Genomic DNA, 26,084 nt, shown 5'->3' with positions numbered 1-26,084 from the left:
GACGACAGAGCGAATGGCATTTCAGACCCGACAGCGCGACCCTCTCCTGGATGCGAGCATGCAGGAAGCGATCGAGAAGCGCGGCCGCGAACTGATCGGCGTCGCATTGCTGCTGACTGCGGTCGGCATCGGGGCGATGCTGGCAAGCTACGCGCCGCAGGATCCTTCGTATTTCTCGGTCTCCGACGCGCCGGTGCAGAACATGCTCGGCCGTTTCGGCGCCTCGGTCGCAGCGCCGCTCTTCATTGTCGTCGGTTTCGGCGCCTGGGTGCTGGCGGCGCTGACGCTGGCCTGGGGGCTCCGGCTCATCGCCCATCAGGGCGCCGAGCGCGCGCTCGGCCGCATCCTCTTCGCCCCTGTCGCCGTTGCGGCCGTCGCGGTCTTTGCCTCCTCGATCGCGCCACCCGAGTCCTGGGGCCACAGTTTCGGCCTCGGCGGGCTGTTCGGCGATACCGTGCTTGGCGCGCTGCTGAACATCCTGCCGATTTCCGCGAGTTTCGGCGTGCGACTTATTTCTCTGCCGATCTTCCTCGGCGCGCTGGTTCTCCTCGCTTACGTCACAGGCTTCACGCCGCAGGAGCTGCGCCGCGTCCTCCGCTTCCTCGTCGTCGGCATCGTCCTGCTCTATGACGGGCTGCTGAGGCTGTTCGGCCGTGGTCTCTCCGGCGCGAGCGCGGTGGCCCGCGGCGCCGCGGAGAGGGGCAGCGCGCACCGCGCCCGCCGCGCAGAGGCCCGTGCCGCGGCGGCCGAGGAGGCGGCGGTTCTCGAGCCGCCGCTGACCGCGCGCCGTGCCGAGCCCGTTCCGCCCGCCCGGACGTCCCGGCCCGGAGGTCTGTTCTCCTCGGTGTCGACCCTGGTGCGCCGTGCGCCCGAACCCGAGATCGTGGATCCCGCCGCAGTTTCGGAGATGGCCGAGGCGTTGGATGACCTGGAAGCGCCGAGCGAGGACCGGATCAAGGCCCGCATCGCCGATGCGATCAAGCTTCGCGCCCGCAACGCCACGGCGCGCCCGCAGCCGCAAGTCGGCCGCACCGAACCGCCGGTGGTCCGCAAGCGCAAGCCCGATCCGCTGATCCTCAAGGTTCCCGGCGCCGTTCCGCCGGCGCCGATGGCCGAGATCGACGACATGCCGCCGATTCCGGTTTCGGCCTTGCAACATCCGCTCTCCGCTTCGCCGACAGCCGCGGCGATGCCGGAAAGCGGCGACACCGGCCCGCTGGTCTCCCCGCGCATCCTGCCGCGTGCCGCATCCGGTCCGGCCGAGGACCCCAAGCCGATGGTGCAGCATCCGGTACGGGGTGTGCCCAAACCCTCGCGCCAGGCGCAGGCCGAGGCGCAGCCCGCGCTCGCCTTCGAGCCAGTCGAGGCCGAGGTCTACGAGGCACCGCCACTGTCGCTGCTGACCAACCCTGCCTCGATCACGCGCCACGTCCTCTCCGACGAGGCGCTCGAGGAGAACGCCCGGATGCTCGAGAACGTGCTCGACGACTACGGCGTAAAGGGTGAGATCGTCTCGGTCCGTCCCGGCCCGGTGGTCACGATGTATGAGCTCGAGCCCGCCCCGGGCCTCAAGGCCAGCCGCGTGATCGGCCTTGCCGACGACATCGCCCGCTCGATGTCCGCCCTCTCGGCGCGGGTCTCTACGGTTCCGGGCCGCTCGGTCATCGGCATCGAACTGCCCAATGCCAACCGCGAGAAGGTGGTCCTGCGCGAGATCCTCTCGGCGCGCGAGTTCGGCGACAGCTCCATGCCGCTGCCGCTGGCGCTCGGCAAGGATATTGGGGGCGCGCCTATCGTGGCCAACCTCGCCAAGATGCCCCACCTGCTCATCGCCGGCACCACCGGATCGGGCAAGTCGGTCGCCATCAATACGATGATCGTTTCGCTGCTCTATCGGCTCAGCCCCGAGGAATGTCGGCTGATCATGATCGACCCGAAAATGCTGGAACTCTCCGTCTATGACGGCATCCCGCACCTGCTCTCGCCCGTCGTCACCGACCCCAAGAAGGCTGTGGTGGCGCTGAAATGGGTCGTCGGCGAGATGGAGGATCGCTACCGGAAGATGTCCAAGATGGGCGTGCGCAACATCGAGGGCTATAACGGCCGGGTCCGCGAGGCCCTCGCCAGGGGCGAGATGTTCTCGCGCACCGTACAGACCGGTTTCGACGACGAGACGGGTGAACCGGTCTTCGAGACCGAGGAATTCGCTCCCGAGCTTCTGCCCTTCATCGTCGTCGTGGTCGACGAGATGGCCGACCTGATGATGGTCGCGGGCAAGGAGATCGAGGCCTGCATCCAGCGGCTTGCGCAGATGGCGCGAGCGTCGGGCATCCACCTGATCATGGCAACACAGCGTCCATCGGTCGACGTCATCACCGGCACGATCAAGGCGAACTTCCCGACCCGGATCTCCTTCCAGGTGACCTCCAAGATCGACAGCCGGACGATCCTGGGCGAGATGGGCGCCGAACAGCTCCTCGGCATGGGCGACATGCTTTACATGGCCGGCGGCGGCAAGCTCACCCGCGTGCATGGCCCGTTCGTCTCCGACGAGGAGGTCGAGGAGATCGTGACCCACCTCAAGGCCTTCGGCCCGCCCTCCTATGTCGGCGGCGTGGTCGAGGGCCCGGACGAGGATGCCGAAAGCGACATAGACCTCGTGCTCGGCCTCGGCGGCAACACCGACGGCGAGGACGCGCTCTACGACCAGGCGGTGCAGATCGTCATCCGGGACCGCAAGTGCTCGACCTCCTACATCCAGCGTAAGCTCGCGATCGGCTATAACAAGGCGGCGCGCTTGGTGGAGCAGATGGAGGAAGAGGGACTCGTCAGCGCGTCGAACCATGTCGGCAAGCGAGAGATCCTCGTTCCGGAACAGAGCTAAGCACGGGCGGATTGCCGCGACGACCTGCGCAACACGACGCGTGATACGCTGTGGCGGACCACCGCCGGTCACGGCTGTTTGATGGTTTTGCCACTGGTCAGCCGCGTGGCCAGCCCCTACTCAGATCACATGATGCGCAAGATCCTGATGTCCCTCGCGGCCGTGCTGCTGCTCGCCGCTCCGGCGATGGCGGAGAAGCTTTCGCTCAACGCCATTTCGGGCTATCTCAACTCTTTCCAGACGGCGTCGGGGGAGTTCACCCAGATCAACGCCGACGGCACGATCTCGACGGGCCGGCTCTACATAAAGCGCCCGGGACGGATCCGCTTCGAATACAACCCGCCGGAGAATTCGCTCGTGATGGCCGGCGGCGGTACGGTGGCGATCTTCGACGGCAAGTCGAACAGTTCGGCCGAGCAGTTTCCGCTCAGTCAGACGCCGCTGAACCTGATCCTCGAGAGAAACGTGAACCTCGCGCGGCGCTCCATGGTCGTCGGTCATCAGAGCGACGGCAAAACCACGACCGTTATCGCCCAGGACCCGGAGCATCCCGAATACGGCAACATCCGTCTCGTTTTCACAGCCAATCCGATCGAGCTCCGCCAGTGGGTGATCACCGACGGCGGCGGCGACCAGACCACGGTCGTGCTGGGAGAGCTGGCCAAGGGCGTGACGCTCCAGCCCAGCCTCTTCAACATCCGCCACGAGGAAGCGCGGCGGCAGTAGCGAACGGTCCTCAGATCTTGCCGCAGGACCGCAGCTGCTGCTCGTAGAGTTCCGCGCGGGCACCGACATTCGCCGAGACCGTCAGGAGCCAGCTCTTGGAACGGTAGGTGCCGCGGCTGTAGCCGGTCCAGCCATCGTGATAGGCGAGATACTGGTCGCGCGCATCCGAGAGCGGAATGCCGAGCTTCTCTTTGGTCTTGTTCATGTACCAGCCCATGAAATCGGTGGCGTCGCGGATATTGTCCCGCTTGGCGCCGCGATTTCGGGTCTCGTCGCGGTAGTGGTCCCAAGTGCCGTCGAGCGCCTGGCTATAGCCATAGGCCGAGCTTTGCCGCCCCATCGGGATCACGCCGAGCGACCATTGATAGGGTGTGCGCGCGTCGCCGTCGAACTTGCTTTCCTGGTGGATGATTGCCATCTGCACCGGCACCGGAACGCCCCATTTGCGCTCGGTGGATTTCATCGCCCGCAGGTAATTCGGGCGCTGGTCGACGATGCTGCAGGCATTGTCGAGGTTTCTGGGGGAATGCTTGCCGCCGCCGCAACCGGCGAGGGCCGCGACAAGGCACAGGGCGCAGAATATCCGGGTCATCCGCCTGTCCAATCATTGTTTTTTCACTGCTCGTTATTGCGTCCGACTTTAGGGCAAATCCGGCCGCGAGGAAATGTCAAACCGCCAACAATGGAAGCAAAAAGCCGTCATCTGGACGGGAAATGCATGCGTTCGCGACAGGATTGCACTGGTCGGACGCATCAATTCGATGACCAGACGGACCGAGCCGCGCACCCCTCATTTCGTCCGTCCTGCCGTGCGGCGGGTTCGGCTGCCGGCGCGCGCCTTCGCAGGACCGATGTCGGAATTGGGTACGACGATTTCGAGCACTGTCGGACCTTGGTTCACAGTCTGTTTCCCATGTTTTCCGCCCCATAGCATGGACACGCGCCTGTCGAAGGCTTACTCAGGGGAGGTGGGGACTACGAACTATGTTTAAGAGTCATGCCAAATACCATCTCGGACAGGTCGTCCGGCACCGGAAGCATCCCTTCCGGGGCGTGGTGTTTGATGTCGACGCGATGTTCTCCAATAGCGAGGAGTGGTACGACTCGATTCCCGAGGACGCGCGCCCCGAGAAGGAGCAGCCGTTCTACCACCTTCTGGCGGAAAACGATCAGAGCTACTACGTCGCCTACGTCTCCGAACAGAACCTTGTACCCGATAACTCCGGCGAGCCGGTGGATCATCCCGACCTTCCGGATCTTTTCGGCGAGTTCGAAGACGGCGTCTACCCGCTGCATTTCCAACTGAACTGACGCGCGCCGTAGACTTCCTTTCCTGAGCGATCTCAATACCCGAGCGCGATCCCGTCTTTGCGCGGATCTGAGGCGCCTATGAGCAGGCCGGTCTCGGAGTCAAAGAGGATCGCCTGGGCGCCGCCGAGAGCGTCCGGCGGGATCACGACGCGATGGCCGCGACGTTCGAGCTCCACGTGCACCGCCGGCGGATAGCCACGCTCGAGGCGCAGCTCGCCGTCGAAGGCAAATGAGCGCGGGGCGTCGATGGCCTCCTGCAGGTCCATGCCGAAATCGATCATGTTCGAGATCAGCCGCATGTGGCCTGTGGGCTGGAACTGGCCGCCCATCACGCCGAACGGCATCAGCGTGCGGCCGTCGCGTCGCAGCAGGCCGGGGAGGATCGTGTGCATCGGGCGTTTGCCGGGGCCGGCCTCGTTCGGGTGGCCCGGCTCCAGAGAGAACCCGGCACCGCGGTTGTGGAAAAGAATGCCATGGCGCTCGCAGGCGACACCGGACCCGAACTCGTTGAAAATGGAATAGATGAGCGAGACCGCCATGCGGTCGCGATCGACGACAGTCACGAGCACGGTGTCGCGGTGGCTGGCATGAGTGTGGCTCCGTATTCCGGCCGGAACGGCGCTGCGATCCAGTTTGGCGACGAGCTCGGCGGCGAGGGCAGGATCGTGAAGAGCGCCGGGGTCCGCCATGGCGTCCGGATCGGCAAGCAGGCGGTTGCGGGCGTCATAGGCGAGGCGCGCGATGCCCGCCTCGAGCTCGACGCGGTCGGCGCCCAGTGGGTCCAGCGACTCGACATCGAATGCCTCCAGCATCTGCAACATGAGCAGCGCCACCGCGCCCTGACCGTTGGGCGGATGCTCAAGCACCTCGGTGCCCCGATACTGCCCCCGGATCGGTTGGCCCCAATCGGCGCGGCAGCGGGCGAAATCCGCCTCTTCGTGGCAGCCGCCGGCCGCCTTCAGCGCGGCGACCATGTCCTGCGCAATAGCGCCCTCGTAAAATGCCGCCGGTCCTCGCTCCGCAATTGCACGGAGCACATCGGCCTGTTCCGGCGCGCGAAACACATCGCCGACTCGGAGCGGTGCGCCGTCCTTGAGGAAATACCGGCGCGCAGCGCCTTGCAGATGCGACGCTCCGTCCGCCCAGTCGAAGGCGACGCGGGGCGCGACCGGCACGCCCGCCTCGGCGTAGTCGATGGCAGGCGCAAGACTCGCGGCGAGCCCGAGCCGGCCGAAACGTTCGGAGAGCGCGGCGAAGCCCGCGACCGCTCCGGGGATCGTGACCGCCGTTGCTCCCTCGACCGGCATGCGCCTGTGCCCTGCGCCGCGCAGCCTCTCGGCGTCGAGCGCCATCGGCGCACGGCCCGAGCCGTTAAGCGCGACCGGATCGGATTCGGGTGTGGGGCTCACAAGGGCGAAGCAATCGCCGCCGATCCCGGTCATCTGCGGCTCGCAGAAGCCCAGCAGGACTGCGGCCGCGATGGCCGCGTCGACGGCGTTGCCGCCCTGCCGCAGGATATCGACGGCCACCATCGCGGCCAGCGGGTGAGACGTGGCGCAGAGCCCGCGCTCGGCATGGACAGTAGAGCGGCCGGGCCTGTGAAAATCGCGCATTGTCTTCTCCTTTCGCCGGCATCCTGCGCAGGGAAGAGGAGTTCGTCCAGCCGCTAGGAGGTGCGTCCGGCCGCCGCGGCCGCGCTCGGCCTGATCCGGTGGCGGGGCAATTCGAGGACCCCATGCCGCGGCGGTGTCAGTCGCAGCGGCCGAGCGGAATCTGGAACGTCAGGCTGTTTCGGTCATCCCGCCGGCAATAGCGCAAATCACACGTCAACTCCCTTATCAGGAACCAACCGAAACCGCCCTCGGGCAGGTCCTCGAGTCTCACCGGGAGATCCGGCAATCGTCCCGCGGGCGGGGCGAGACCGGGCATCGGCTTGCCTCGGTCCTCCACCCGGCAGAAGAGTTGGTCGTCGGCGATATGCAGGCGCAAGTCGAACCGTCTGCCCGGCGTCTCCCCGAAGGCGTGTTCCACGACATTGTTCATGCACTCGGCAAGCACGACCTCGATCGCCTCGCGATCCGTTTCGCCAATTCCCTGCAACGCGAGTTCGCCGGAAATGGTTTTCAGTGCCCGGCGGACGTCACGCGGCGTCGACTCGATGCTCCGGCTCAGGCTTCGGGCAGGTTGGGGGGGCGGCGTGTCTCTGCCGTCGCTGGTCCGGCTTTTCGAACCGGCCGCATCGGCAGGATCCTTCCGGCTGGGGACACCGCGGGGGGCACGATCTGGTTTCATCACGCGGCGCTGGCGTTCGATTTCATGACCGCTGCGGCCGAAGGGTGGATCTTGAAGACCGAGTCCATCCGTGTCAGCCGGAACACTTTGGAGACCTTGGTGCTCAGCCCGGCCAGTTCGAGCGAACGGTCCTTGCCGAGGATCTTCATCACCGCGACGACGGCGCCGAGGCCGGAGGAATCGAGAAAGTCGACCCTCTGCATGTCCAGGATCACCCGGGGCGGCTCCTCCCCGCAAAGCTCCCGGATCCGGTCCTTGAACTCGATCGCGCAGGCGGCATCAATGCGTTCGGCCAGAACGTTGATCCGCAGGATGCCACCCTGGCGGGTCGTTTCGAACTCCATAGCGTGCCTCCTGACCATTCCGGACGCCGGTCAAACTGGACGAAAAACCTTACCATTCGGTATGTGTCGTCGGGCAGAGGGAGAAGATCATGAACCAAGTGGTTATAGCCGGCGCGGTGCGCACGCCGATGGGCGGGTTCCAAGGGGCATTCGCGCCGCTGACAGCGCATGAGCTGGGCGCGGTGGCAATTCGCGGAGCGCTGGAGAATGCGCGCACGGCGGGTGCGGAGGAGCTCGTCATGGGCTGCGTGTTGCCGGCCGGGCAGGGGCAGGCGCCGGCGCGGCAGGCGGGCTTCGGCGCCGGACTGGACGCGTCGGTGCCGGCGACGACGCTCAACAAGATGTGCGGCTCGGGGATGGCGGCGGCGATGCTGGCCTATGACCGGATCGCGCTCGGGCAGGCGCGGGTGATGGTGGCGGGCGGCATGGAGAGCATGACCAACGCGCCCTACCTGCTGCCGAAAATGCGCGCGGGCGCGCGGATCGGCCACCAGGTCGTCCAGGACTCGATGTTCCTCGACGGGCTCGAGGATGCCTATGACACCGGGCGGCTGATGGGCAGTTTCGCCGAGGACTGCGCGGATCATTTCGGTTTCACCCGCGCGGACCAGGACGCCTATGCGCTGGCGTCGCTCTCGAACGCTCTGGAGGCACAGCGGAGCGGGGCCCTCTCGGCGGAGATCGTCCCGGTGAAGGTGCGCGGACGCAAGGGCGACACCGTCTTCTCCGAGGACGAACAGCCGGCCAAGGCGCGGCCGGACAGGATCCCGCAACTGAAGCCAGCCTTTCGTGACGGCGGCAGCGTGACGGCGGCCAATTCCTCCTCGATCTCTGATGGCGCGGCAGCGCTGGTATTGGCGGCGGAGGATGCCGGCCTACCTGTACGCGCGCGAATCCTCGGCCATGCGAGCCACGCCCAGGCGCCGGGATGGTTCACCACCGCTCCGGCACCGGCGGCGCGCAAGCTGCTCGACCGGACCGGCTGGTCTGTCGGCGATGTCGACCTATGGGAGGTCAACGAGGCTTTCGCGGTTGTGCCCATGGCCTTCATGCGCGAGATGTCGGTGCCGCGCGAGAGGATGAACATCCATGGCGGCGCCTGCGCACTTGGCCATCCGATCGGCGCCTCGGGCGCACGTATTCTGGTCACACTGCTGCACGCGCTGGAACGGCACGGCCTGAAGCGTGGCGTGGCGGCGATCTGTATCGGCGGAGGCGAAGGCACGGCCATTGCCATCGAGCGGCCATAGGAGGAAAACGATGCGGCTCGATTATGCGGATCTGGAAGCGCGGGTTCTGGCGCTGTCGGAGGGCGAGACCGACGCGCTGGCGCTCATGGCAACGCTCGCCTGCGAAATCCATCACGCCGACGCGCGGTTCGACTGGACCGGTTTCTATCGGGTCGTGGCGCCGGGGCTCCTGAAGATCGGGCCGTATCAAGGCGGGCATGGCTGCCTCACCATCCCCTTTGACCGCGGCGTCTGCGGCGCGGCGGCGCGGACCGGCGAGGTGCAGCTGGTCGAAGATGTCGACGCCTTCCCCGGCCATATCGCCTGTGCCAGTTCGACGCGCTCCGAGATCGTCCTGCCGGTCCGTGACCGGACCGGGACGCTGATCGCCGTGCTCGATATCGACAGCGACCTCCCCGCGGCCTTCACGCCGGTGGATGCTGCGGGGCTGGGAACGATCCTCGAGAAAGTGTTTGCGAATGTCGGATGAAACGCGGCACGGCCACTGCCTCTGCGGCGCGGTGAATTTCACAGTCCATGGCCCCGTCTCGGGCGCCTCGATCTGCCATTGCGGTCAGTGCCGGCGGCAGAGCGGCCATCTCTGGGCTTCGGCGCTGGCGCCGCGGGCGGCGATCGACATCCGGGGCAACGTGCAATGGTACGCCGCCAGCGAGATCGCCACGCGCGGGTTCTGCCCGCGCTGCGGGTCCTTCCTGTTCTGGAACGAGTCGGGGTCGGAAATGCTGTCCTTCTCGCTCGGGGCGCTCGATGCGCCGACGGACCTCCGGATCGAGAAACACATCTTTTGCGACGACAAGGGCGATTATTACGAGATCGGCGAGGACGGCGTGCCGCGATCGCCGTGAACGAGCCCTACGCCCCTCCGACGGCGCCTCTCGTGGTGCTGCATCTCGATGCACAGCTTCTGGTTGTGGACAAGCCCACGGGCCTGCTCTCGGTTCCGGGCAAGGGGCCGCAACTGGCCGATTGCCTGCTCGCGCGGCTTGAGGTGGCCTATCCGGGCACGCTCCTGGTCCACCGGCTGGACCGCGACACGTCGGGCGTGATGGTCTTCGCGCGGACACGCGCGGCGCAGCGGCATCTCGGGCTTCAGTTCGAGCGGCGGCACCTGTCGAAGGGATATGTCGCCCGGGTCTTCGGGCGGATGGACGCGGAGGAGGGAGTCATCGACTTTCCGCTCGCAGCCGACTGGCCCAACAGGCCCAAACAGAGGGTGGATGTCGACCGCGGCCGGCCGGCGCGGACGCGCTGGCGAGTACGGGAGCGCGGCGCAGGGGAAACGCGGGTCGAGCTTCTGCCCGAGACCGGGCGCAGCCACCAGCTCCGGGTCCACATGGCCGAGATCGGCCACCCGATCCTCGGCGACCCGCTCTATGCGGAGGGTCCGGCCCGGGCGGCGCCGCGGCTGATGCTGCATTCGGAGCGATTGAACCTCCGGCATCCGGAGGGCGGAGCGGTGATGCAGTTCGAGGCGGCCTGCCCGTTCTAGGCGCTGCCATGCGTTCCGCAACGCCACGCGGCTGTCAGGCCTGCTTGTGGATCTCGACGCTGTGCGGGTAGGGAATCGAGATCCCGTTCCGGTCGAACGCGAGCTTGACCGCCCGGGTCAGGGCAAATTTCAGCTCCCAGTAGTCGCTTGCATTGCACCAGAGCCGCGCGGTGAGGTCGACCGAACTGCTACCGAGATTGGTCACGCGCACCCAGGGCTCCGGGTCGTCCAGAACGCGGCCGTCCGCACGCGCCTCCTCGAGGATGATCTCGATCGCCTTGTCCGGATCGTCCGCGTAGTCGATGCCGAAGACGAGGTCGACCCGACGCCGGTCCGATGCCGTGGCATTGGTGATGACGTCGCCCCAGACCTTCGCGTTCGGAACGACGATGACCTGGTTGTCTGGCGTGGTCACCGTGGTTGAGACGATGGAGACCGACTTGACGGTGCCCGCGGTGCCCGCAGCGGTGATGTAGTCGCCCTCGTCGAAGGGTCGGTTGAACATGATCATCAGCCCCGCGGCGAGGTTGCCGAGCGTGTCCTGCATGGCGAAGGCGAGGATGAAGGAGGCGCCGCCCACGACCGCGAAGAGCGGGGTGATGTCGATGCCGAGCGCCGCCAGGACCACCATCAGCCCGATCGCGACCGTGATCCAGTAGGCCACCATCGCCAGAAACGCCTGCAACAGGCGAGACAGGTCCGGCACACGCTCCAGGGCGCGGCGCGCATAGCCCCGAACGATACGTGCGACAAGAAACAGGGCCACCAGCGACAGCAGGACCACACCGACATTGCGCGCGACCTTGATCCCGCCATCGGACGATCGGGCCCAGTTCACGGTCTGCCGGACGAGGGTGCTCCAGTCCGCGCGTTGCTTCTCCTCGAGGAGGATCGCGCTGCGATAGGCGCGATACTTCGCCACCTCGGCCTCGTCTCCGCCCTTCTTTTCGAGGTTGCGTACGACCGCAGAAAACCGGTTGAACCCCTGACCGCGCAGTTCCGACAGGCTAACGATGCTGTCGGTATCCTCCTGCGTCGGCCCTGTGTCGCTGCTTCTGGCCGCGATTGTGGCGTCGATGACTTCAGTGGTCTGTTCCTGAACGATCTCCTGCCAGCGCTTCGCGAGGGCAGAGAGCTCGTCGGCGGTCAGGGGGATGAGCCGAAGCTCGAGCTCTTCGAGGTCGATGCCCGGATCGTCGAGACCCGCCGGAAAGGCGGGGCCGGCATCGCCTTCCGTCTCGGCAACCACCTGGTCCGCCGGTGCTTCCTCCTGAGCCGTCACCGGCGGTGCAAACACGGTTGTCAACGCAAGCAGAAGCGCTGCGAGTCGGAGGCCGGCACGACCTGGCGAGAAGGATTTGGCTGTTGATTGCATGGCTACTCCCAAAGGACCGTCAAACGGCAACCTAGCCAAGACGCTCGCAAAATCAAATCTCAGCTTTCCCGAGGTGCCGGAGCGCCCCGCCCCGATCGCCGCCGTCCGGGATCCGCGTGGACCCTTCGGAACGCATTCCGGACCGGCGCGACAGAGACGCTCTGTCGCCGCCACAGGCACGAGGCACTCCTGTTCAATTGGCGCTCTGCGCCGATAGCAGGACAAGCGGTTCTACGCCGCCGGGTAGCCGCCCACAGCCTTGACCTCCAGGAAATCCTCCAGGCCGAAGAGGCCACCCTCGCGGCCGTTGCCCGACTGCTTGATGCCGCCGAAGGGCGCCCCGCGCGAACGGTCCTCTCCGTTGAACTCGACCATGCCCGACTGCAGGCTGCGGGCGAGACGGCGAAGCCGGTCGGGATCCTGCGTCTGCGCGTAGTTGGTCAGCCCGTAGACCGTGTCGTTGGCAATGCGCACGGCCTCCTCTTCGGTGTCGAAGGGCATCATCGAGAGCACCGGGCCGAAAATTTCCTCCCGCGCGATGGTCATGTCGCTGGTCACGTCGGCAAAAACCGTCGGCCGTGCGAAATACCCCCGGTTCAGGCCCTCGGGCCGCCCCGGGCCGCCGGCGACGAGCCGCGCACCCTCGGCGATACCTGTCTCGATCAGGCCCTGCACCTTGTCCCATTGTGCCTGGCTCACCAGCGGGCCGATATGCGGGCCCTCCTCATGCGCATTCGCCACCGCCGTCGCCTCGGCGGCCTCGCGGGCTATCTCGACCGCCTCGTCATAGATCCGGCGCTCGACAAGCATGCGCGACGGCGCGTTGCAGGACTGACCGGTGTTCTGCATCATGTCCTTGACGCCGCGCCTGACTGCGTCGGCGTCGGAATCCGCGAAGATCAGGTTCGCCCCCTTGCCGCCGAGTTCGAGACTCACGCGCTTGATCGTGTCGGCGGCCGCCTTGGAGATCGCGATTCCGGCACGGGTCGAGCCGGTAAAGCTCACCATGTCGATGCCGGGATGGCTGGAGAGCTGGTTGCCGACGCCAGGCCCGTCGCCGTTGACCATGTTGTAGACGCCAGCAGGCACGCCCGCCTCCTCGAGGATCTCGCTCCAGAGGATCGAGGAAAGCGGCGCGATCTCGGACGGTTTCAGCACCATCGTGCAGCCGGCGAGCAGCGCCGGGATGACCTTGAGCGACACCTGGTTCATCGGCCAGTTCCAGGGCGTGATCATCGCCACCGTGCCGATCGGATCGTAGAGGATCCGGTCATTGGGCGAATGGTCGTTCAGCGGCCGGATGAACTCGAAACCCTTCGCCGCCTCCAGAAAGCCCTTGATGTGGCTACGGCCCGAGTTGACCTGGCTCTTGCGCGAGAGGTCGAGCGGCGCGCCCATCTCCAGCGTCATCGCCTGCGCCATCTCCTCGGCGCGGGCGTTGTAGACCTCGAGAATCCGCTCCACCAGCGCGATGCGTTCGGCAGGCGCCGTCTCCGACCAGGCCGGGAACGCGGCATTGGCCGCAGCGACGGCGGCATCGGTATCGGCCTGGCTTCCCAGTGAGATCACGGCGACCTCTTCCTCGGTGGAGGGATCGATTACCGGAAAATCGCGCGGCGTTGCGGGGTCAACCCAGGCGCCGCCGATGAAGAATTGGCGTTTCTCGATCATGTTCGGCTCCTTCAAAGATGCAAAATTTGGCGGACAGTGTCACTGCTTGAACGCAGCCGCAAGATGGGGCATGAGAGAGCCGGTTTAGAATCTATCTAAATTCTGGAACGCGCCTAAGTCCAACTCTCAGGAGCCAAATCATGGGTCTTCGTATCAACGACACCTTCCCCGACCTGAAACTCAAAACCAGCCAGGGCGAGATTGCCTCGTTCCACGACTGGATCGGCGACAGCTGGGCGATCCTGTTCTCGCACCCGAAGGATTTTACCCCGGTCTGCACCACCGAATTCGGTGCCGTGGCGCAGCTCACCGAGGAATGGGCCGCGCGCAACACCAAGGTGATCGGCCTTTCGGTCGATACCGTGGACGAGCACATGAAGTGGATCGGCGATATCGAGACGTTCGCAGGCGCGGAGGTCTCCTTTCCGATCATTGCCGATGACGATCTCGAAATCTCCAAGGCGCTCGACATGCTGCCGGCCGAGGCTTACCTGCCGGATGGCCGGACCGCGGCGGACAGCGCCTCGGTGCGTGTCGTCTTCATCATCGGCCCGGACAAGAAGCTGAAACTGTCGATGACCTACCCGATGTCGGTCGGCCGGAACTTTGCCGAGGTTCTGCGTGCGCTCGACGCGCTTCAGGCAACCAGCCAGACGCCGATCGCCACGCCGGCCAACTGGACGATGGGCCAGGACGTGATCGTCTCGTTGTCGCTCGACGATGACGCGGCACGCGAGACCTTTGGCGAGATAAACGTCAAGCTTCCCTATCTGCGGACCACTCGCTCTCCGGCCTGATCGCTGCGGCGGTTCATTGTGCAGGAGCCTCGCCACCGGGCGGGGCTTCTGCCATTTTTGCCGCCGGGCAGTTGTTTCGGGAGCGTCCCCGTGGCAGGCTGGCCCAACACGACGTCCCGCAAGGCATTCGGAGGCAACATGATTTCGCGCAGAGCTTTCTTCGCCGGCCTGTCTACGGGGCTCGCCGCTCCAGGCCTCGCACGGGCTGCGACCGGGAGCGAGTTCAGGCTGGACAAACAGTTCCAGCCCAAGATCGTAAAGGTCCGCCCGCAGTTTCAGCCCGGAACGATCCATGTCGAGCTCGGACGGTATTTCCTCTATTTCATCCTCGAGCCGGAGCGCGCGATCCGCTATGGCGTTGCGATTGGCGAGGAGGGGCGCAACCTGAAAGGTAGTGCCACGGTCGGGCGAAAGGCCGAGTGGCCGAGCTGGACGCCGACCGCGAACATGATCCGCCGCGAGCCGCAGGTCTATGCCAAATGGGCCGGCGGGTTGCCCGGCGGGCCCGAGAACCCGCTCGGCGCCCGGGCGCTCTATCTTTACCGGGGTGGCCGCGACACGCGCTACCGCATCCACGGCACGCCGCAGCCCTGGACCATCGGCAGCTCTGTCTCCTCTGGCTGCATCCGTCTCACCAACGAGGCGGTGATCGACCTCTACCCGCGCGTTCCCGTCGGCACCAAGGTCACCATCCACTACCCGCGCGACTGAGAATTCTCTGCATTTGCGAAGGATGCGCGCGCCGCGATGCGGCGACGATTATTTGAACGTGCGTTCATAAAATATTTGACGAACCGCCGTGCCACCGTCCTATACTCCCTGCAAAGCTGCGAAGGCTGCGGCGTCCGAGGGACGCCAGGGGAGGACATCACTTGACCGCGACGGCGACGCCCACGGGCGATCTGTGTTCCATGCCGGCACTCCTGCGCCGAAATGCGCGGGCATTCGCCGACCGCCCGGCCTACCGGGAGAAGGAATACGGCATCTGGCAGAGCTGGACCTGGTCGGAGGCGCTTCGGGAGATCGAGTGGCTGGCATTCGGCTTTCTCGCGCTCGGCATGGCGCGGGGAGACCATGTCGCCATCATTGGCCGCAACCGTCCCGACCATTACTGGGCGATGGTCGCCGCGCAGATGTGCGGCGCCATTCCGGTGCCGCTCTACCAGGACGCGGTGGCCGAGGAGATGGCCTATGTGCTCGGCCATTGCGGCGCGCGCTTCGTCGTCTGCGGCGACCAGGAGCAGGTCGACAAGGTGATCGACATCCAGGACCAGCTGCACCAGATCGACCACGTGCTCTACCACGACAAGCGTGGCATGCGGAAATACGACCACGAGCACCTGAACTGGCTGCATGACATCCGGGAGGAGGGCCGGGCGTCGCACTACCGCCACGAGCACGAGCTGGCTCTGCGCGAGGCGGAGCTCGACTACGACTCGACCTGCGTGATGCTCTATACCTCGGGCACCACCGGTAAGCCGAAAGGCGTGGTGCTCAGCAACCGCAACATCATCGAGACCGCGAAGAACTCGAGCGAGTTCGACCGGCTCGGGCCGCGGGAGGAGATCCTCGCCTATCTGCCGATGGCGTGGGTGGGCGACTTCATCTTCTCGATGGGGCAGGCGCTCTGGAACGGCTTCTGCGTCAACTGCCCCGAGAGCGCCGACACGATGATGAGCGATCTCAAGGAGATCGCGCCGACCTATTACTTCGCTCCACCCAGGGTCTTCGAGAGCCAGCTCACCAGCGTGATGATCCGCATGGAAGATGCCGGGACCGTCAAGCGCTGGCTCTTCCGCCACTTCATGGACCTCGCCCGCCGCGTCGGCCCGGCGATCCTCGACGGCAGGAAGGTGGGCCTCGTCGACCGGCTGCGCTATGCGATGGGCGAAATCGCGATCTACGGGCCGCTGAAGAACACGCTCGGCTTCTCCCGCGTGCGCGTCGGCTACACCGCGGGCGAGGCGATCGGGCCGGAGATCTTCGATTTCTACCGCTCACTGGGAATCAACCTGAAGCAGCTCTACGGCCAGACCGAGGCCAGCGTGTTCATCGCCCAGCAGCCCGACCACGAGGTCCGCGCCGATACCGTGGGTGTGACATCGCCGGGCGTGGAGATCAGGATCGGCGACAGCGGCGAGATCTTCTACCGCTCGCCCGGCACTTTCGTTGAATATTACAAGAACCCCGAAAGCACCGCTTCGACCAAGGATGAAGCGGGCTGGGTCGCAACGGGCGATGCCGGCTTCTTCGAGGAGGACACCGGCCACCTGCGGATCATCGACCGCGCAAAGGACGTGGGCAAGATGGCCGACGGGCACATGTTCGCGCCCAAATATGTCGAGAACAAGCTGAAGTTCTATCCCGACATCCTGGAGGCGGTGGTCTTCGGAAATGGCCGCGAGACCTGCACCGCCTTTATCAATATCGACCTCACCGCCGTCGGCAACTGGGCCGAGCGCAACAACATCGCCTATGCGTCCTATCAGGAACTCGCCGGCCACCCGCGCGTGCTCGAGACGATCAAGGCGCATGTCGAGGAGGTCAACCGCTCTGTGGCGCAGGACGACATGCTTTCGGCCTGCCAGATCCACCGCTTCCTGGTGTTGCATAAGGAGCTCGACGCCGACGACGGAGAGATGACCCGGACGCGGAAAGTGCGCCGCGGCATCATCGCGGAGAAATATGCCGACCTTATCGAGGCGCTCTATGACGGGTCGGACAGCGTCCAGACCGAGACCGAGGTGACGTACGAGGACGGGCGGAAGGGCAGGATCAGGGCCACGCTGAAGCTGGTCGATGCCGCGACCGTGACGCCGCGCCATCACGAGGTGGCCGCCGCATGACCGCCTACGAGCCCTATACCACCACGGACGGCCGGACCATCGGCGGCGTGCTGATGGAGATGAAGAACATCACCCTGCGCTTCGGCGGCGTGGAGGCGATCAGGGACATCTCCTTCGATATCCGCGAGGGCGAGATCCGTGCCATCATCGGGCCGAACGGCGCCGGAAAGTCCTCGATGCTGAACATCATTTCCGGTTTCTACCATCCCCAGGAGGGCGAGGTCTGGTACAAGGGCGCGCCGCGCCCGGCGATGAAGCCCTATGAGGTCGCCCGCATGGGTGTCGGCCGCACATTCCAGAACATTGCGCTCTTTGAAGGAATGAGCGTGCTCGACAACGTGATGACCGGGCGGCTGACCCATATGCATGCCTCGTTCTGGCAGCAGGCGCTGTGGTGGGGCAAGGCGGAGCGGGAGGAGATCTACAACCGCGAGCAGGTCGAGAAGATCATCGACTTCCTCGAGATCCAGGCGATCCGGAGGACGCCGGTCGGACGGCTGCCCTACGGGCTGAAGAAGCGCGTCGAGCTCGCCCGCGCGCTGGCAGCCGAACCGTCGCTCCTGCTGCTCGACGAGCCGATGGCGGGGATGAATGTCGAGGAGAAGGAGGACATGTCCCGCTTCATCCTCGATGTGAATGACGAGTTCGGCACTACAATCGCCCTGATCGAGCACGACATGGGCGTGGTGATGGATCTCTCCGACCGGGTGGTGGTGATGGATTACGGTCGCAAGATCGGCGACGGCACGCCCGACGAGGTGCGCAACGACCAGGACGTGATCGACGCCTATCTGGGCGTGGCGCATGGCTGAGGAGGCAGGATGGAGCTTTTGAATGAGATCTTCGTGGCGCCCTTCGCCGATATGGTCGCGGCGCCCGACTTCCTGTTGCAGGTGCTCTGGGAGGGGCTGGTCTCCGGCGTGCTCTACGCGCTGATCGCGCTCGGCTTCGTTCTGATCTTCCGTTCGAGCCGGATCCTCAACTTCGCCCAGGGCATCATGGTCGTCTTCGCCGCGCTGACAATGGTCGGCCTTCACGAGAAGGGCGTGCCGGCCTGGATCGCAGTGGCGTTGACGCTGGTGGTGATGTTCGGCCTCGCGGTCGCGATCGAGCGGGCGGTGCTGCGTCCGCTTGTCGGCCAGCCGGACATCATCCTCTTCATGGCGACGATCGGCATCACGCTCTTCCTGATCGGCGCGGGCGAAATCATCTTCGGCGGCGAAAACAAGGTGATGATCACCGAGGAACTCGGCATCCCCACCGGCGACACGGTCCTCGAACCCTGGGGCGGGCTCCTGATCCTGCAACATGGCGACATCACCGTGGTTCTGGTGGCGGCGGCGCTTGTGCTTGCGCTGTTGCTCTTCCTGGGAAAGACCCGGATGGGCCGGGCCATTCGCGCGCTCGGCGACGACCACCAGGCGGCGCTCTCGGTCGGCATCTCGCTCCAGACGATCTGGGTGCTTGTCTGGTTCATCGCCGGGATCATCGCGCTGGTGACGGGCATCGCCTGGGGCTCTCGCGCCGGCGTTTCCTTCGCGCTCGAGGTGATCGCTTACAAGGCGCTTCCCGTCCTCATGCTGGGCGGGCTCGAGTCGATCTCCGGCGCGATCATCGGTGGGCTGATGATCGGTATGCTGGAGAAGCTATTCGAAATCTACTGGGGCGGTCCGCTTCTCGGAGGAAACACCGAGAGCTGGTTCGCCTATGTGCTGGCGCTCCTCGTGCTGCTGTTCCGGCCGCAAGGGCTCTTCGGCGAGAAGATCATCGAGAGGGTGTGAGCCCGTGTGGCAGGGCAAGTTGAGAGGACACTGAATTGGCAAAGCTCGTCGCAATCCTGAACGTGGTCGCATGGTCCGGCTTCTGGGCCTTCGGCTACCTCGCGCTCACCAGTGTTGGCGAGTCCGGCCGGCTGGTGGTCGCGATGGTTCTCGCGATCCTCGGCGCGGCCGCTGGCATCTGGGCCTATCTCTGGCTGGTGCGGTTCAGCGAGCGCACCGGCTATGCCGAGAAGCCGAAACAGGCGGTTCCCGAGCAGTACCGCGAGCCCGAGAAATACGCCGAGAACGGGGACGGGGCCTGATGCTGTACCGCACCGCAGGCCAGTTCAAGACCTCCTACCGGGCCGATCAGGCGCTGTTCCCGATCCGGCAGGATGCATTCCTGCTCGGGGTCATCCTTCTCTGTGCCTGGGTGATCTTCCCGCTGACCGCGAGCGAATTCACCTTCCAGACGATCCTGACGCCAATCCTGATCTATTCGCTGGCCGCGCTCGGGCTCAACATCCTGACCGGCTTTGCCGGCCAGCTCTCGCTCGGTACCGGTGCCTTCATGGGGGTCGGCGCCTATGCCTGCTACAAGCTCATCACGCTGATGCCCTGGCTGAACCCGGTCGTGGCGATCCTTATGTCGGGAGTGTTCTCGGCCGGCGTCGGCGTTCTCTTCGGCATTCCCAGCCTGCGGATCAAGGGCTTCTACCTCGCCATCGCGACACTCGCGGCGCAGTTCTTCCTCGTCTGGCTCTTCGAGAAATGGGCCTGGCTCTACAATTTCAATTCCTCGGGTGCGATCCAAGTGCCCAATCTCGACATGTTCGGCCTCTATGTCGCCGGCCCCCAGGCCAGTTCGATGACGCAATATTACCTTGTCCTCGGCATCACCTGCCTCCTTACCTGGATCTGCATCAACCTCACCCGCGGCACGCTCGGCCGCACCTGGAAGGCGACGCGCGACATGGACATCGCCGCGGAGCTCATCGGCATCGACCTGATGCGCTCCAAGCTCACCGCCTTTGCCGTTTCCTCCTACGTGGTGGGCGTGGCGGGGGCGCTTTTCGTCTTCATGTGGCGGGGCGCGGCGGAGCCGAACCTCTTCGACATTCCGCTCTCCTTCCGCGTGCTCTTCATCGCCATCATCGGGGGGCTCGGATCTGTCCTGGGAAATTACCTCGGCGCGATCCTGATCGTCGGCCTGCCGGTGGTGCTCAACACGGTGCCGCGGGCGATCGGGATCGAGATCGACTCGGCGCTGGTCGAGCATCTCAACATCATGATCGTCGGAACGCTCATCATCTTCTTTCTCGTGGTCGAACCGCACGGGCTGAACCAGCTCTGGCGGCTCATTCGCGAGAAGCTGATCATCTGGCCATTCCCGCATTGAGGAGACGCGCGATGGCGCCCCGCCGAAACAAAGAGATGAGCGCCGCGCCCTCCCTTGGGGGAGGTCGCGCGCGGCGCGGGCCTGACATCGAAAATGGGCGCACCGATCCAATGAACCAACCAGAATAATTCGAAAGGGGGACATCCCCTTCCAACCACAACCGTCAACCAGTTTCATCAGGGAGGAGAAACATGAAGACATTGACCAGGCTGGCGCTCGCCGCCGCAATCGGCCTCGCAGGCAGCGCCGCAACCGCCGAGGGGATCTACACGCCCAATCTCAGCTACCGGACCGGCCCCTTCGCCGCCACCGGCATCCCGATCATGAACGGCCAGGCGGACTACATGACCATGCTGAACGCCCGCGATGGCGGCATCGGCGGCGCGATGATCGATTTCGAGGAATGCGAGACGGGCTACTCCACCGAGAAGGGCGTGGAATGCTACGAGCGGACCAAGGCCGAGGCGGTCGTCACCCAGCCCTGGTCGACCGGCATCACGCTCCAGGTCCTGCCGAAGACCAATGTCGACATGATCCCGATCCTTGCCCCCGGCTACGGCTTCTCGCCGATGGCCAACGGCAAGGTCTTCCAGTGGGCCTTCAATCCGCCCGCCTCCTACTGGGACGCGGCCTCGATGATCATGCAGTATATCGCCGATGGCGACATGGAGAGCCTGAAGGGCAAGAAGATCGTCCTGCTGCATCTCGATCACCCCTTCGGCAAGGAGCCGCTGCCCGTTCTGGAGGCGATGGCGGAGGCCTACGATTTCGAGCTCGTGCCGATCCCGGTCGGCCTCAAGGAAATGCAGAACCAGTCCGCGCAATGGCTGCAGATCCGCCGCGAGCGGCCCGATAACGTGGTCATGTGGGGCTGGGGCGCGATGAATGCCGGCGCCATCACCGAGGCCGTGAAGACCAAGTTCCCGATGGAGAACTTCATCGGCGTCTGGTGGGCCGGGCATGACGAGGACCTCAAACAGGTCGGGCAGGACGGCAAGGGCTACAAGTCGATCTCCTGGTCGATGCCGCAGCCCGACGCGCCGCTGATGGCCGATATCAAGGAATATGTCGTCGACGCGGGCCTCAGCCAGCAGGAGGACCTCAACTCGGTCTTCTACCAGCGCGGCCTGGTGATCTCGATGATGCTCGCCGAGGCCATCCGTGCGGCGCAGGAAATGCATGGCGTGACCGAGATCACTGCCGCGCAGTTGCGTGACGGACTGGAGAACCTGAACATCACCGCCGAACGGCTGGAGGAACTTGGCATGACCGGCATGGTCCCGCCCTTCTCGACCTCCTGCTCCAACCACACCGGCCACTCTGGCGCATGGATGCTGGAATGGGACGGCGAGAAGTTCGTTCAGGCTTCCGACCTGCTGGCTGCCGATGCCTCCTTCATCACCCCGCTCGAGGAAGAAAAGGCAGCTGAATATGCCGAGGCCAACGCGCCCTGGCCGGTGAACGAGAGCTGCGAATAGGCCCCATGCGCGCGCCGGCAGCCAGCACGGTTGTCGGCGCGACAGAACACACGCGAGGTCACGATGCCCGATTCCGCCGCCGATGCCCCGGAGTTGCTCCTCGAGGTCAACAATATCGAGGTGATCTACAACCATGTCATCCTCGTGCTGAAGGGCGTTTCGCTCTCGGTGCCGCAGGGCGGCATCACGGCGCTTCTGGGGGGCAACGGGGCGGGAAAGACGACGACGCTCAAAGCGATCTCGAACCTTCTGCGGTCCGAACGCGGCGAGGTCACCAAGGGATCGGTAAAATACAAGGGCGAGGCGGTGCAGAATCTCGACCCCGCGCGGCTCGTGCGGAAGGGCGTCATCCAGGTGATGGAAGGGCGGCATTGCTTCGAGCATCTCACCGTCGAGGACAACCTGCGCACGGGCGCCTACACGCGGACCGACGGCAAGGGGGCAATCGAGGCCGACCTCGAGATGGTCTACAGCTACTTCCCGCGGCTGAAGGAGCGGCGGAAGAGCCAGGCCGGCTATACCTCGGGCGGCGAGCAGCAGATGTGCGCCATCGGCCGGGCGTTGATGAGCCGGCCCGAGACGATCCTGCTCGACGAGCCCTCGATGGGCCTTGCGCCGCAGCTCGTCGAGCAGATCTTCGAGATCGTAAAGGCCGTGAACGAGGGCGAGGGCGTGAGCTTCCTGCTGGCCGAGCAGAACACCAACGTGGCGCTGCGCTTCGCCCATTTCGGCTATATCCTCGAGAGCGGCCGGGTGGTAATGGACGGGCCGGCCGCGGAGTTGCGCGAGAATCCCGACGTGAAGGAATTCTACCTCGGCATGAGCGATCAGGGTCGCAAGAGCTTCCGGGACGTTCGCTCCTACCGGCGCCGCAAACGCTGGCTGAGCTGAGGTCCGGCCGGCCGGGAGGGGAGGCCCGGCCGCCGGACGCGGGCCGCGTCCTTCGGGATGCGGCCCCTTTTTTGTTGAGAGCAGGGGTGGCTGCAGGGCGGGTCCGTGATCGTAACACGCGCCTGCCGCATGCTTTGCAGGTTGTGCAACCCTAATCACCTGCGCGGACCATTGAACTTTGCGGAAGAAGCGCGATATATGCGCGAAACGGAATGCAAAGGCGAGACAGATGTTCCTGACGATGTTCAACCCCTTCGCCCCGGGCGCAGACCGGATCGACCCGGTCGAAGCGATCACGATGGTGAAGAACGGCAAGGCGGTCCTGGTGGATGTGCGCGAGGCCAATGAATTCGCGGGCGGGCGCGCGAAGGGCGCGATCAACCTGCCCATGGGTGACCTCGCCCGGCGTGCCGATCCGGCGAGCCCGGCCTGCGAACCGGCGCTGAAGAACGGGCGGGCGGTGATCCTTTATTGTGCCTCGGGCGCGCGCTCCGGCATGGCAGGGAAGATGTTCCGCAAGTTTGGCCACGAGTCGGTGTTCGATCTCGGCGGCCTGAACGCCTGGGCGAACGCCGGTGGCAAGCTGGAGCGCTGAGCGGCCGCCTTCGTTGCTCCACAGCGATCGAAAGCTTTGGTCGAGCCGTGCCCGGTGTTTCGGCTTGAACGTCCTGCGCGGGAGCCTGTAGGGACCGGAGGGCAAGCTCCGCGATGAGGCAACGCCCATGGTTCCGACTCCGCAATCCGCCCCAAAGACCCAGGCCTGGACCGACGCGCTGACCGCCATGCTCGCCTCCGGCGAGACGGCGCGCGGTCAGAAAGTGTCGCGCCTGGGGTATTTCTGCGAGCCCTACCGGCCGCCCTCGGGAATCTTTTCCGACAAGGTCATCAAGGTCTATCGCGGCGCTGCCGGTGCCGAGCTCGACCGGCTTGCCCGGGCCCATGACGCCTATCTGGATTTCCTGCACGCGAGCGGCGTCCGGGTGCCGGAGACGCGGTTTCTCCTTGTGCCGGTCGAGGGCAGCCGGGTGCCGGTGATCGTGCAGCAGGCGCTCGAACCGGAGACGATGATGCGCGCCCTTATGATTGGCTCACCGCTGCCGGAGGCTCTGGAGGTGATGCAGGCCGCGGGCGAGGTGATCGCCCGGTTCTGGTCCTTTGCCCAGGGCCGCCCCGAGCGCGTCGGTTTCCATCCATCGATCCGGAACCTTGCGGTGGTCGATGGCGAGGGTGTGTTCTTCGACACCTTCCCGCCGCTCATCGGCTATTCGCATGCGGAGATGGGCAAGGTGCTGGTCGACTTCTCGTCGAACCGCTGGCTGCGCGCCGCGGCGCCTCTCCTGCGCCGGCGCATCGAGGGCATCCAGAACGAATGGTATGTCCCGATGGACACACTGGTCGGCCTTGTCGGCAGCGCCTGCCGGCTGCGGCCCGAAGACAGCGAGGATTTCCTCGTCTGGGGCCGCGAGTTTGCGGCCAGCCGGATGGCGATCCCCCCCGAGACCATCGAGGCCGAGCTCTCCGAGCCGCCGCGACTGCCGGGCTACTGGACGACGGTGCGCAATCTGCTCGGCATGCAGGGCGCGCCCAACACGCGCTGACGCCGCGCCTGGACGATTGGCCAGCGCGCGGAAAGCCCGCCGCATCGGACGCGGCAGCGCGGCGTGAGCGTCCTGTTGACACAACGTCATTTCGCAGACCAACATCTTCCCAGCCGCCAACGAACGCGGCTATCCAAGGGAGGAACACTATGCGGAAGACACTTCTATCCGCCACGTCAGCCTTTGCGCTGACGCTTGGCGCGCCGGTTGCGCATGCAGACATGGCCGCAGCGGAGAAATGGATCAACGAGGAATTCCAGCCCTCGGCGATCTCCGTCGACGAACAGAAAGCAGAGATGCAATGGTTCATCGACGCCGCCGCGCCCTATGCCGGCATGGAGATCAACGTGCTTTCGGAGGGTGTGCCGACGCATACCTACGAGTCCGAGGTCCTGACCAAGGCGTTCGAGGAGATCACCGGGATCAAGGTGAACCACCAGATCCTCGGCGAGGGCGAGGTGGTGCAGGCGGTCCAGACGCAGATGCAGACCAACCGCAACCTTTATGACGGCTATGTCAACGACAGCGACCTGATCGGCACCCACGCGCGCCTGCAGCAGGCTTACCCGCTCAGCGACATGATGGAAGGCGACTGGTCCGACGTGACGAGCCCGACGCTCGATCTCGACGATTTCATCGGCATCCAGTTCACGACCGGTCCGGACGGCAAGATCTATCAGTTGCCCGACCAGCAATTCGCGAACCTCTACTGGTTCCGCAAGGATTGGTTCGACCGCGAGGATCTTCAGGCCGCCTTCAAGGAGAAATACGGCTACGATCTCGGCGTTCCGATCAACTGGTCGGCCTACGAGGACATCGCCGAGTTCTTCACCGAGGACGTGAAGGAGATCGACGGCGTTCAGATCTACGGCCACATGGACTATGGCAAGCGCGCGCCCGACCTCGGCTGGCGGATGACGGACGCCTGGCTGTCGATGGCCGGCGCGGGCTCCAAGGGCCTGCCGAACGGTGTCCCGATCGACGAATGGGGCATCCGCATGGAGGAAGGAACCTGCAACCCGGTCGGCGCCTCGGTGAGCCGCGGCGGCGCGACGAACGGGCCGGCGGCGGTATATGCGATTCGCAAATGGGACGAATGGCTGCGGAAGTACGCCCCGCCGGGCGCCGCCTCCTATGACTTCTACCAGTCGCTTCCGGCCCTCGCACAGGGCAACGTGGCCCAGCAGATCTTCTGGTACACCGCTTTCGTTCCGGACGTGGTCGCACCGCGTTCGGCCGGCAACAACACGGTCGACGAAGACGGAATGCCGCTCTGGAAAATGGCCCCGTCGCCGCACGGCCCCTATTGGGAAGAGGGCATGAAGGTCGGATATCAGGACGTGGGTTCCTGGACCTTCCTGAAATCGACGCCGATGGACCGCGCCAAGGCCGCCTGGCTTTACGCCCAGTTCGTGACGTCGAAAACGGTCGACACCAAGAAGAGCCATGTCGGCCTGACCTTCATCCGCAACAGCTCGGTCAATGACGAGAGCTTCACCGAGCGGGCGCCGAAGCTTGGCGGCCTGGTGGAATTCTACCGTTCGCCGGACCGGGTGGTCTGGACGCCGACGGGGATCAACGTGCCCGACTATCCGAAGCTGGCGCAGATCTGGTGGCAGCAGATCGGCGACGTGAACGCCGGCACCTTCACTCCGCAGCAGGCGATGGACCGCCTCGCCGAGGAGATGGACATCACCATGGCGCGGATGCAGCAGGCGGACGAGGCGGCCAATGTCTACGGTGGCTGTGGCCCGCGGCTCAACGAGCCCAAGGACCCGTCCGAATGGATCGGCAAGGGCGGTGCCAAGGCCAAGCTCGAGAACGAGAAACCGCAGGGCGAGACGATCGCCTACGAGGATCTCATCAAGCAATGGCAAGCGAACTGATCGCTCTCCGGAGTTGATCTGAACCGGACCGGGGCGTTGCGGCGCCCCGGTTTCCCTGACGGGCGCCGCGAAGCGCCATTCGGCTGC

Annotated in this window: 25 protein-coding genes; 19 read left to right on the top strand and 6 right to left on the bottom strand. The window is 65.3% G+C overall.

Features of this window, described 5'->3' with window-relative positions; translation table 11 throughout:
• Nucleotides 1-13: 13 nt before the first annotated feature.
• Nucleotides 14-2,884, top strand: a complete 2,871-nt coding sequence (locus EU800_RS28745) for a DNA translocase FtsK (RefSeq protein WP_129633381.1) — start codon at nucleotides 14-16, stop codon at nucleotides 2,882-2,884.
• Between the two features lie 132 nt (nucleotides 2,885-3,016).
• On the top strand, nucleotides 3,017-3,610 hold the full coding sequence (locus EU800_RS28740) for an outer membrane lipoprotein carrier protein LolA (protein ID WP_129633469.1): 594 nt from the start codon (nucleotides 3,017-3,019) through the stop codon (nucleotides 3,608-3,610).
• A 10-nt stretch (nucleotides 3,611-3,620) separates the two neighbouring features.
• On the opposite strand, the gene EU800_RS28735 is transcribed toward EU800_RS28740, so the two are convergent.
• Nucleotides 3,621-4,202 (bottom strand): transglycosylase SLT domain-containing protein, encoded by a 582-nt coding sequence (locus tag EU800_RS28735; protein WP_129633379.1) that lies wholly within the window; start codon nucleotides 4,200-4,202, stop codon nucleotides 3,621-3,623.
• 392 nt (nucleotides 4,203-4,594) lie between these two features.
• On the opposite strand from EU800_RS28735, the gene hspQ reads away from it, so the two are divergent.
• Nucleotides 4,595-4,921 (top strand): heat shock protein HspQ, encoded by a 327-nt coding sequence (gene hspQ, locus EU800_RS28730; protein WP_129633377.1) that lies wholly within the window; start codon nucleotides 4,595-4,597, stop codon nucleotides 4,919-4,921.
• A 32-nt stretch (nucleotides 4,922-4,953) separates the two neighbouring features.
• On the opposite strand, the gene EU800_RS28725 is transcribed toward hspQ, so the two are convergent.
• The 3 genes from EU800_RS28725 to EU800_RS28715 form a co-directional block, all read right to left on the bottom strand.
• Nucleotides 4,954-6,534: a gamma-glutamyltransferase family protein gene (locus tag EU800_RS28725; RefSeq protein ID WP_129633375.1), complete on the bottom strand. Its 1,581-nt coding sequence runs from the start codon at nucleotides 6,532-6,534 to the stop codon at nucleotides 4,954-4,956.
• A gap of 136 nt (nucleotides 6,535-6,670) precedes the next feature.
• Nucleotides 6,671-7,213 carry an ATP-binding protein gene (locus tag EU800_RS28720; protein ID WP_129633373.1) on the bottom strand — a complete coding sequence of 181 codons (543 nt, stop codon included), beginning with the start codon at nucleotides 7,211-7,213 and terminating at the stop codon, nucleotides 6,671-6,673.
• Entirely contained in the window at nucleotides 7,213-7,557 is a 345-nt protein-coding gene (locus EU800_RS28715) for an STAS domain-containing protein (protein ID WP_129633371.1), read from the bottom strand. Before EU800_RS28715 ends, EU800_RS28720 begins: the two co-directional genes overlap by 1 nt.
• A gap of 89 nt (nucleotides 7,558-7,646) precedes the next feature.
• On the opposite strand from EU800_RS28715, the gene EU800_RS28710 reads away from it, so the two are divergent.
• The 4 genes from EU800_RS28710 to EU800_RS28695 are packed head-to-tail and all read left to right on the top strand — an operon-like array spanning nucleotide 7,647 to nucleotide 10,296.
• Nucleotides 7,647-8,807 carry an acetyl-CoA C-acyltransferase gene (locus EU800_RS28710; protein ID WP_129633369.1) on the top strand — a complete coding sequence of 387 codons (1,161 nt, stop codon included), beginning with the start codon at nucleotides 7,647-7,649 and terminating at the stop codon, nucleotides 8,805-8,807.
• A 10-nt stretch (nucleotides 8,808-8,817) separates the two neighbouring features.
• The gene (locus tag EU800_RS28705; protein ID WP_129633367.1) at nucleotides 8,818-9,276 is read left to right on the top strand and encodes a GAF domain-containing protein; all 459 of its coding nucleotides are present in this window, start codon (nucleotides 8,818-8,820) and stop codon (nucleotides 9,274-9,276) included.
• Nucleotides 9,266-9,652: a GFA family protein gene (locus EU800_RS28700; protein WP_129633365.1), complete on the top strand. Its 387-nt coding sequence runs from the start codon at nucleotides 9,266-9,268 to the stop codon at nucleotides 9,650-9,652. Before EU800_RS28705 ends, EU800_RS28700 begins: the two co-directional genes overlap by 11 nt.
• A complete protein-coding gene (locus EU800_RS28695) occupies nucleotides 9,649-10,296 on the top strand; it encodes an RluA family pseudouridine synthase (RefSeq protein WP_129633363.1) in 648 nt (215 codons plus the stop codon). Before EU800_RS28700 ends, EU800_RS28695 begins: the two co-directional genes overlap by 4 nt.
• A 34-nt stretch (nucleotides 10,297-10,330) precedes the next feature.
• Here EU800_RS28695 and EU800_RS28690 read toward each other — a convergent pair whose 3' ends face one another.
• Both EU800_RS28690 and EU800_RS28685 read right to left on the bottom strand, forming a co-directional pair.
• On the bottom strand, nucleotides 10,331-11,671 hold the full coding sequence (locus tag EU800_RS28690; RefSeq protein ID WP_129633361.1) for a mechanosensitive ion channel family protein: 1,341 nt from the start codon (nucleotides 11,669-11,671) through the stop codon (nucleotides 10,331-10,333).
• 231 nt (nucleotides 11,672-11,902) lie between these two features.
• Nucleotides 11,903-13,342: an aldehyde dehydrogenase family protein gene (locus EU800_RS28685; protein ID WP_129633359.1), complete on the bottom strand. Its 1,440-nt coding sequence runs from the start codon at nucleotides 13,340-13,342 to the stop codon at nucleotides 11,903-11,905.
• Nucleotides 13,343-13,482: 140 nt separating this feature from the next.
• Here EU800_RS28685 and EU800_RS28680 point away from each other — a divergent pair, with 140 nt between their 5' ends.
• The 12 genes from EU800_RS28680 (at nucleotide 13,483) to EU800_RS28625 (ending at nucleotide 25,997) form a co-directional block, all read left to right on the top strand.
• Nucleotides 13,483-14,139, top strand: coding sequence for a peroxiredoxin (locus EU800_RS28680; protein WP_129633357.1), 657 nt, complete (start codon nucleotides 13,483-13,485; stop codon nucleotides 14,137-14,139).
• Between the two features lie 138 nt (nucleotides 14,140-14,277).
• The gene (locus tag EU800_RS28675) at nucleotides 14,278-14,850 is read left to right on the top strand and encodes a L,D-transpeptidase (protein WP_129633355.1); all 573 of its coding nucleotides are present in this window, start codon (nucleotides 14,278-14,280) and stop codon (nucleotides 14,848-14,850) included.
• 200 nt (nucleotides 14,851-15,050) lie between these two features.
• Nucleotides 15,051-16,985 carry an AMP-binding protein gene (locus tag EU800_RS28670; RefSeq protein ID WP_129633467.1) on the top strand — a complete coding sequence of 645 codons (1,935 nt, stop codon included), beginning with the start codon at nucleotides 15,051-15,053 and terminating at the stop codon, nucleotides 16,983-16,985.
• Nucleotides 16,982-17,797 carry an ABC transporter ATP-binding protein gene (locus tag EU800_RS28665; RefSeq protein ID WP_129633353.1) on the top strand — a complete coding sequence of 272 codons (816 nt, stop codon included), beginning with the start codon at nucleotides 16,982-16,984 and terminating at the stop codon, nucleotides 17,795-17,797. Before EU800_RS28670 ends, EU800_RS28665 begins: the two co-directional genes overlap by 4 nt.
• A 9-nt stretch (nucleotides 17,798-17,806) precedes the next feature.
• Nucleotides 17,807-18,766 carry a branched-chain amino acid ABC transporter permease gene (locus tag EU800_RS28660; RefSeq protein WP_129633351.1) on the top strand — a complete coding sequence of 320 codons (960 nt, stop codon included), beginning with the start codon at nucleotides 17,807-17,809 and terminating at the stop codon, nucleotides 18,764-18,766.
• Between the two features lie 35 nt (nucleotides 18,767-18,801).
• Nucleotides 18,802-19,068: a hypothetical protein gene (locus EU800_RS28655; RefSeq protein WP_129633349.1), complete on the top strand. Its 267-nt coding sequence runs from the start codon at nucleotides 18,802-18,804 to the stop codon at nucleotides 19,066-19,068.
• Entirely contained in the window at nucleotides 19,068-20,144 is a 1,077-nt protein-coding gene (locus tag EU800_RS28650; protein ID WP_129633347.1) for a branched-chain amino acid ABC transporter permease, read from the top strand. The genes EU800_RS28655 and EU800_RS28650 overlap by 1 nt, the downstream gene beginning before the upstream one ends.
• 191 nt (nucleotides 20,145-20,335) lie before the next feature.
• Nucleotides 20,336-21,622: an ABC transporter substrate-binding protein gene (locus tag EU800_RS28645; RefSeq protein WP_129633345.1), complete on the top strand. Its 1,287-nt coding sequence runs from the start codon at nucleotides 20,336-20,338 to the stop codon at nucleotides 21,620-21,622.
• Between the two features lie 63 nt (nucleotides 21,623-21,685).
• The gene (locus tag EU800_RS28640) at nucleotides 21,686-22,513 is read left to right on the top strand and encodes an ABC transporter ATP-binding protein (protein ID WP_129633343.1); all 828 of its coding nucleotides are present in this window, start codon (nucleotides 21,686-21,688) and stop codon (nucleotides 22,511-22,513) included.
• 229 nt (nucleotides 22,514-22,742) lie between these two features.
• On the top strand, nucleotides 22,743-23,108 hold the full coding sequence (locus tag EU800_RS28635; RefSeq protein WP_129633341.1) for a rhodanese-like domain-containing protein: 366 nt from the start codon (nucleotides 22,743-22,745) through the stop codon (nucleotides 23,106-23,108).
• Between the two features lie 127 nt (nucleotides 23,109-23,235).
• A complete protein-coding gene (locus EU800_RS28630) occupies nucleotides 23,236-24,111 on the top strand; it encodes a DUF6206 family protein (protein WP_242500575.1) in 876 nt (291 codons plus the stop codon).
• A gap of 149 nt (nucleotides 24,112-24,260) precedes the next feature.
• Nucleotides 24,261-25,997, top strand: coding sequence for an ABC transporter substrate-binding protein (locus EU800_RS28625; RefSeq protein WP_129633339.1), 1,737 nt, complete (start codon nucleotides 24,261-24,263; stop codon nucleotides 25,995-25,997).
• Nucleotides 25,998-26,084 lie beyond the last annotated feature (87 nt).

Origin of the sequence: Tropicimonas sp. IMCC6043 (genome assembly GCF_004146235.1) — a bacterium.
Classification (GTDB): domain Bacteria; phylum Pseudomonadota; class Alphaproteobacteria; order Rhodobacterales; family Rhodobacteraceae; genus Tropicimonas.
This window is presented reverse-complemented; position numbering and strand designations above follow the sequence as displayed.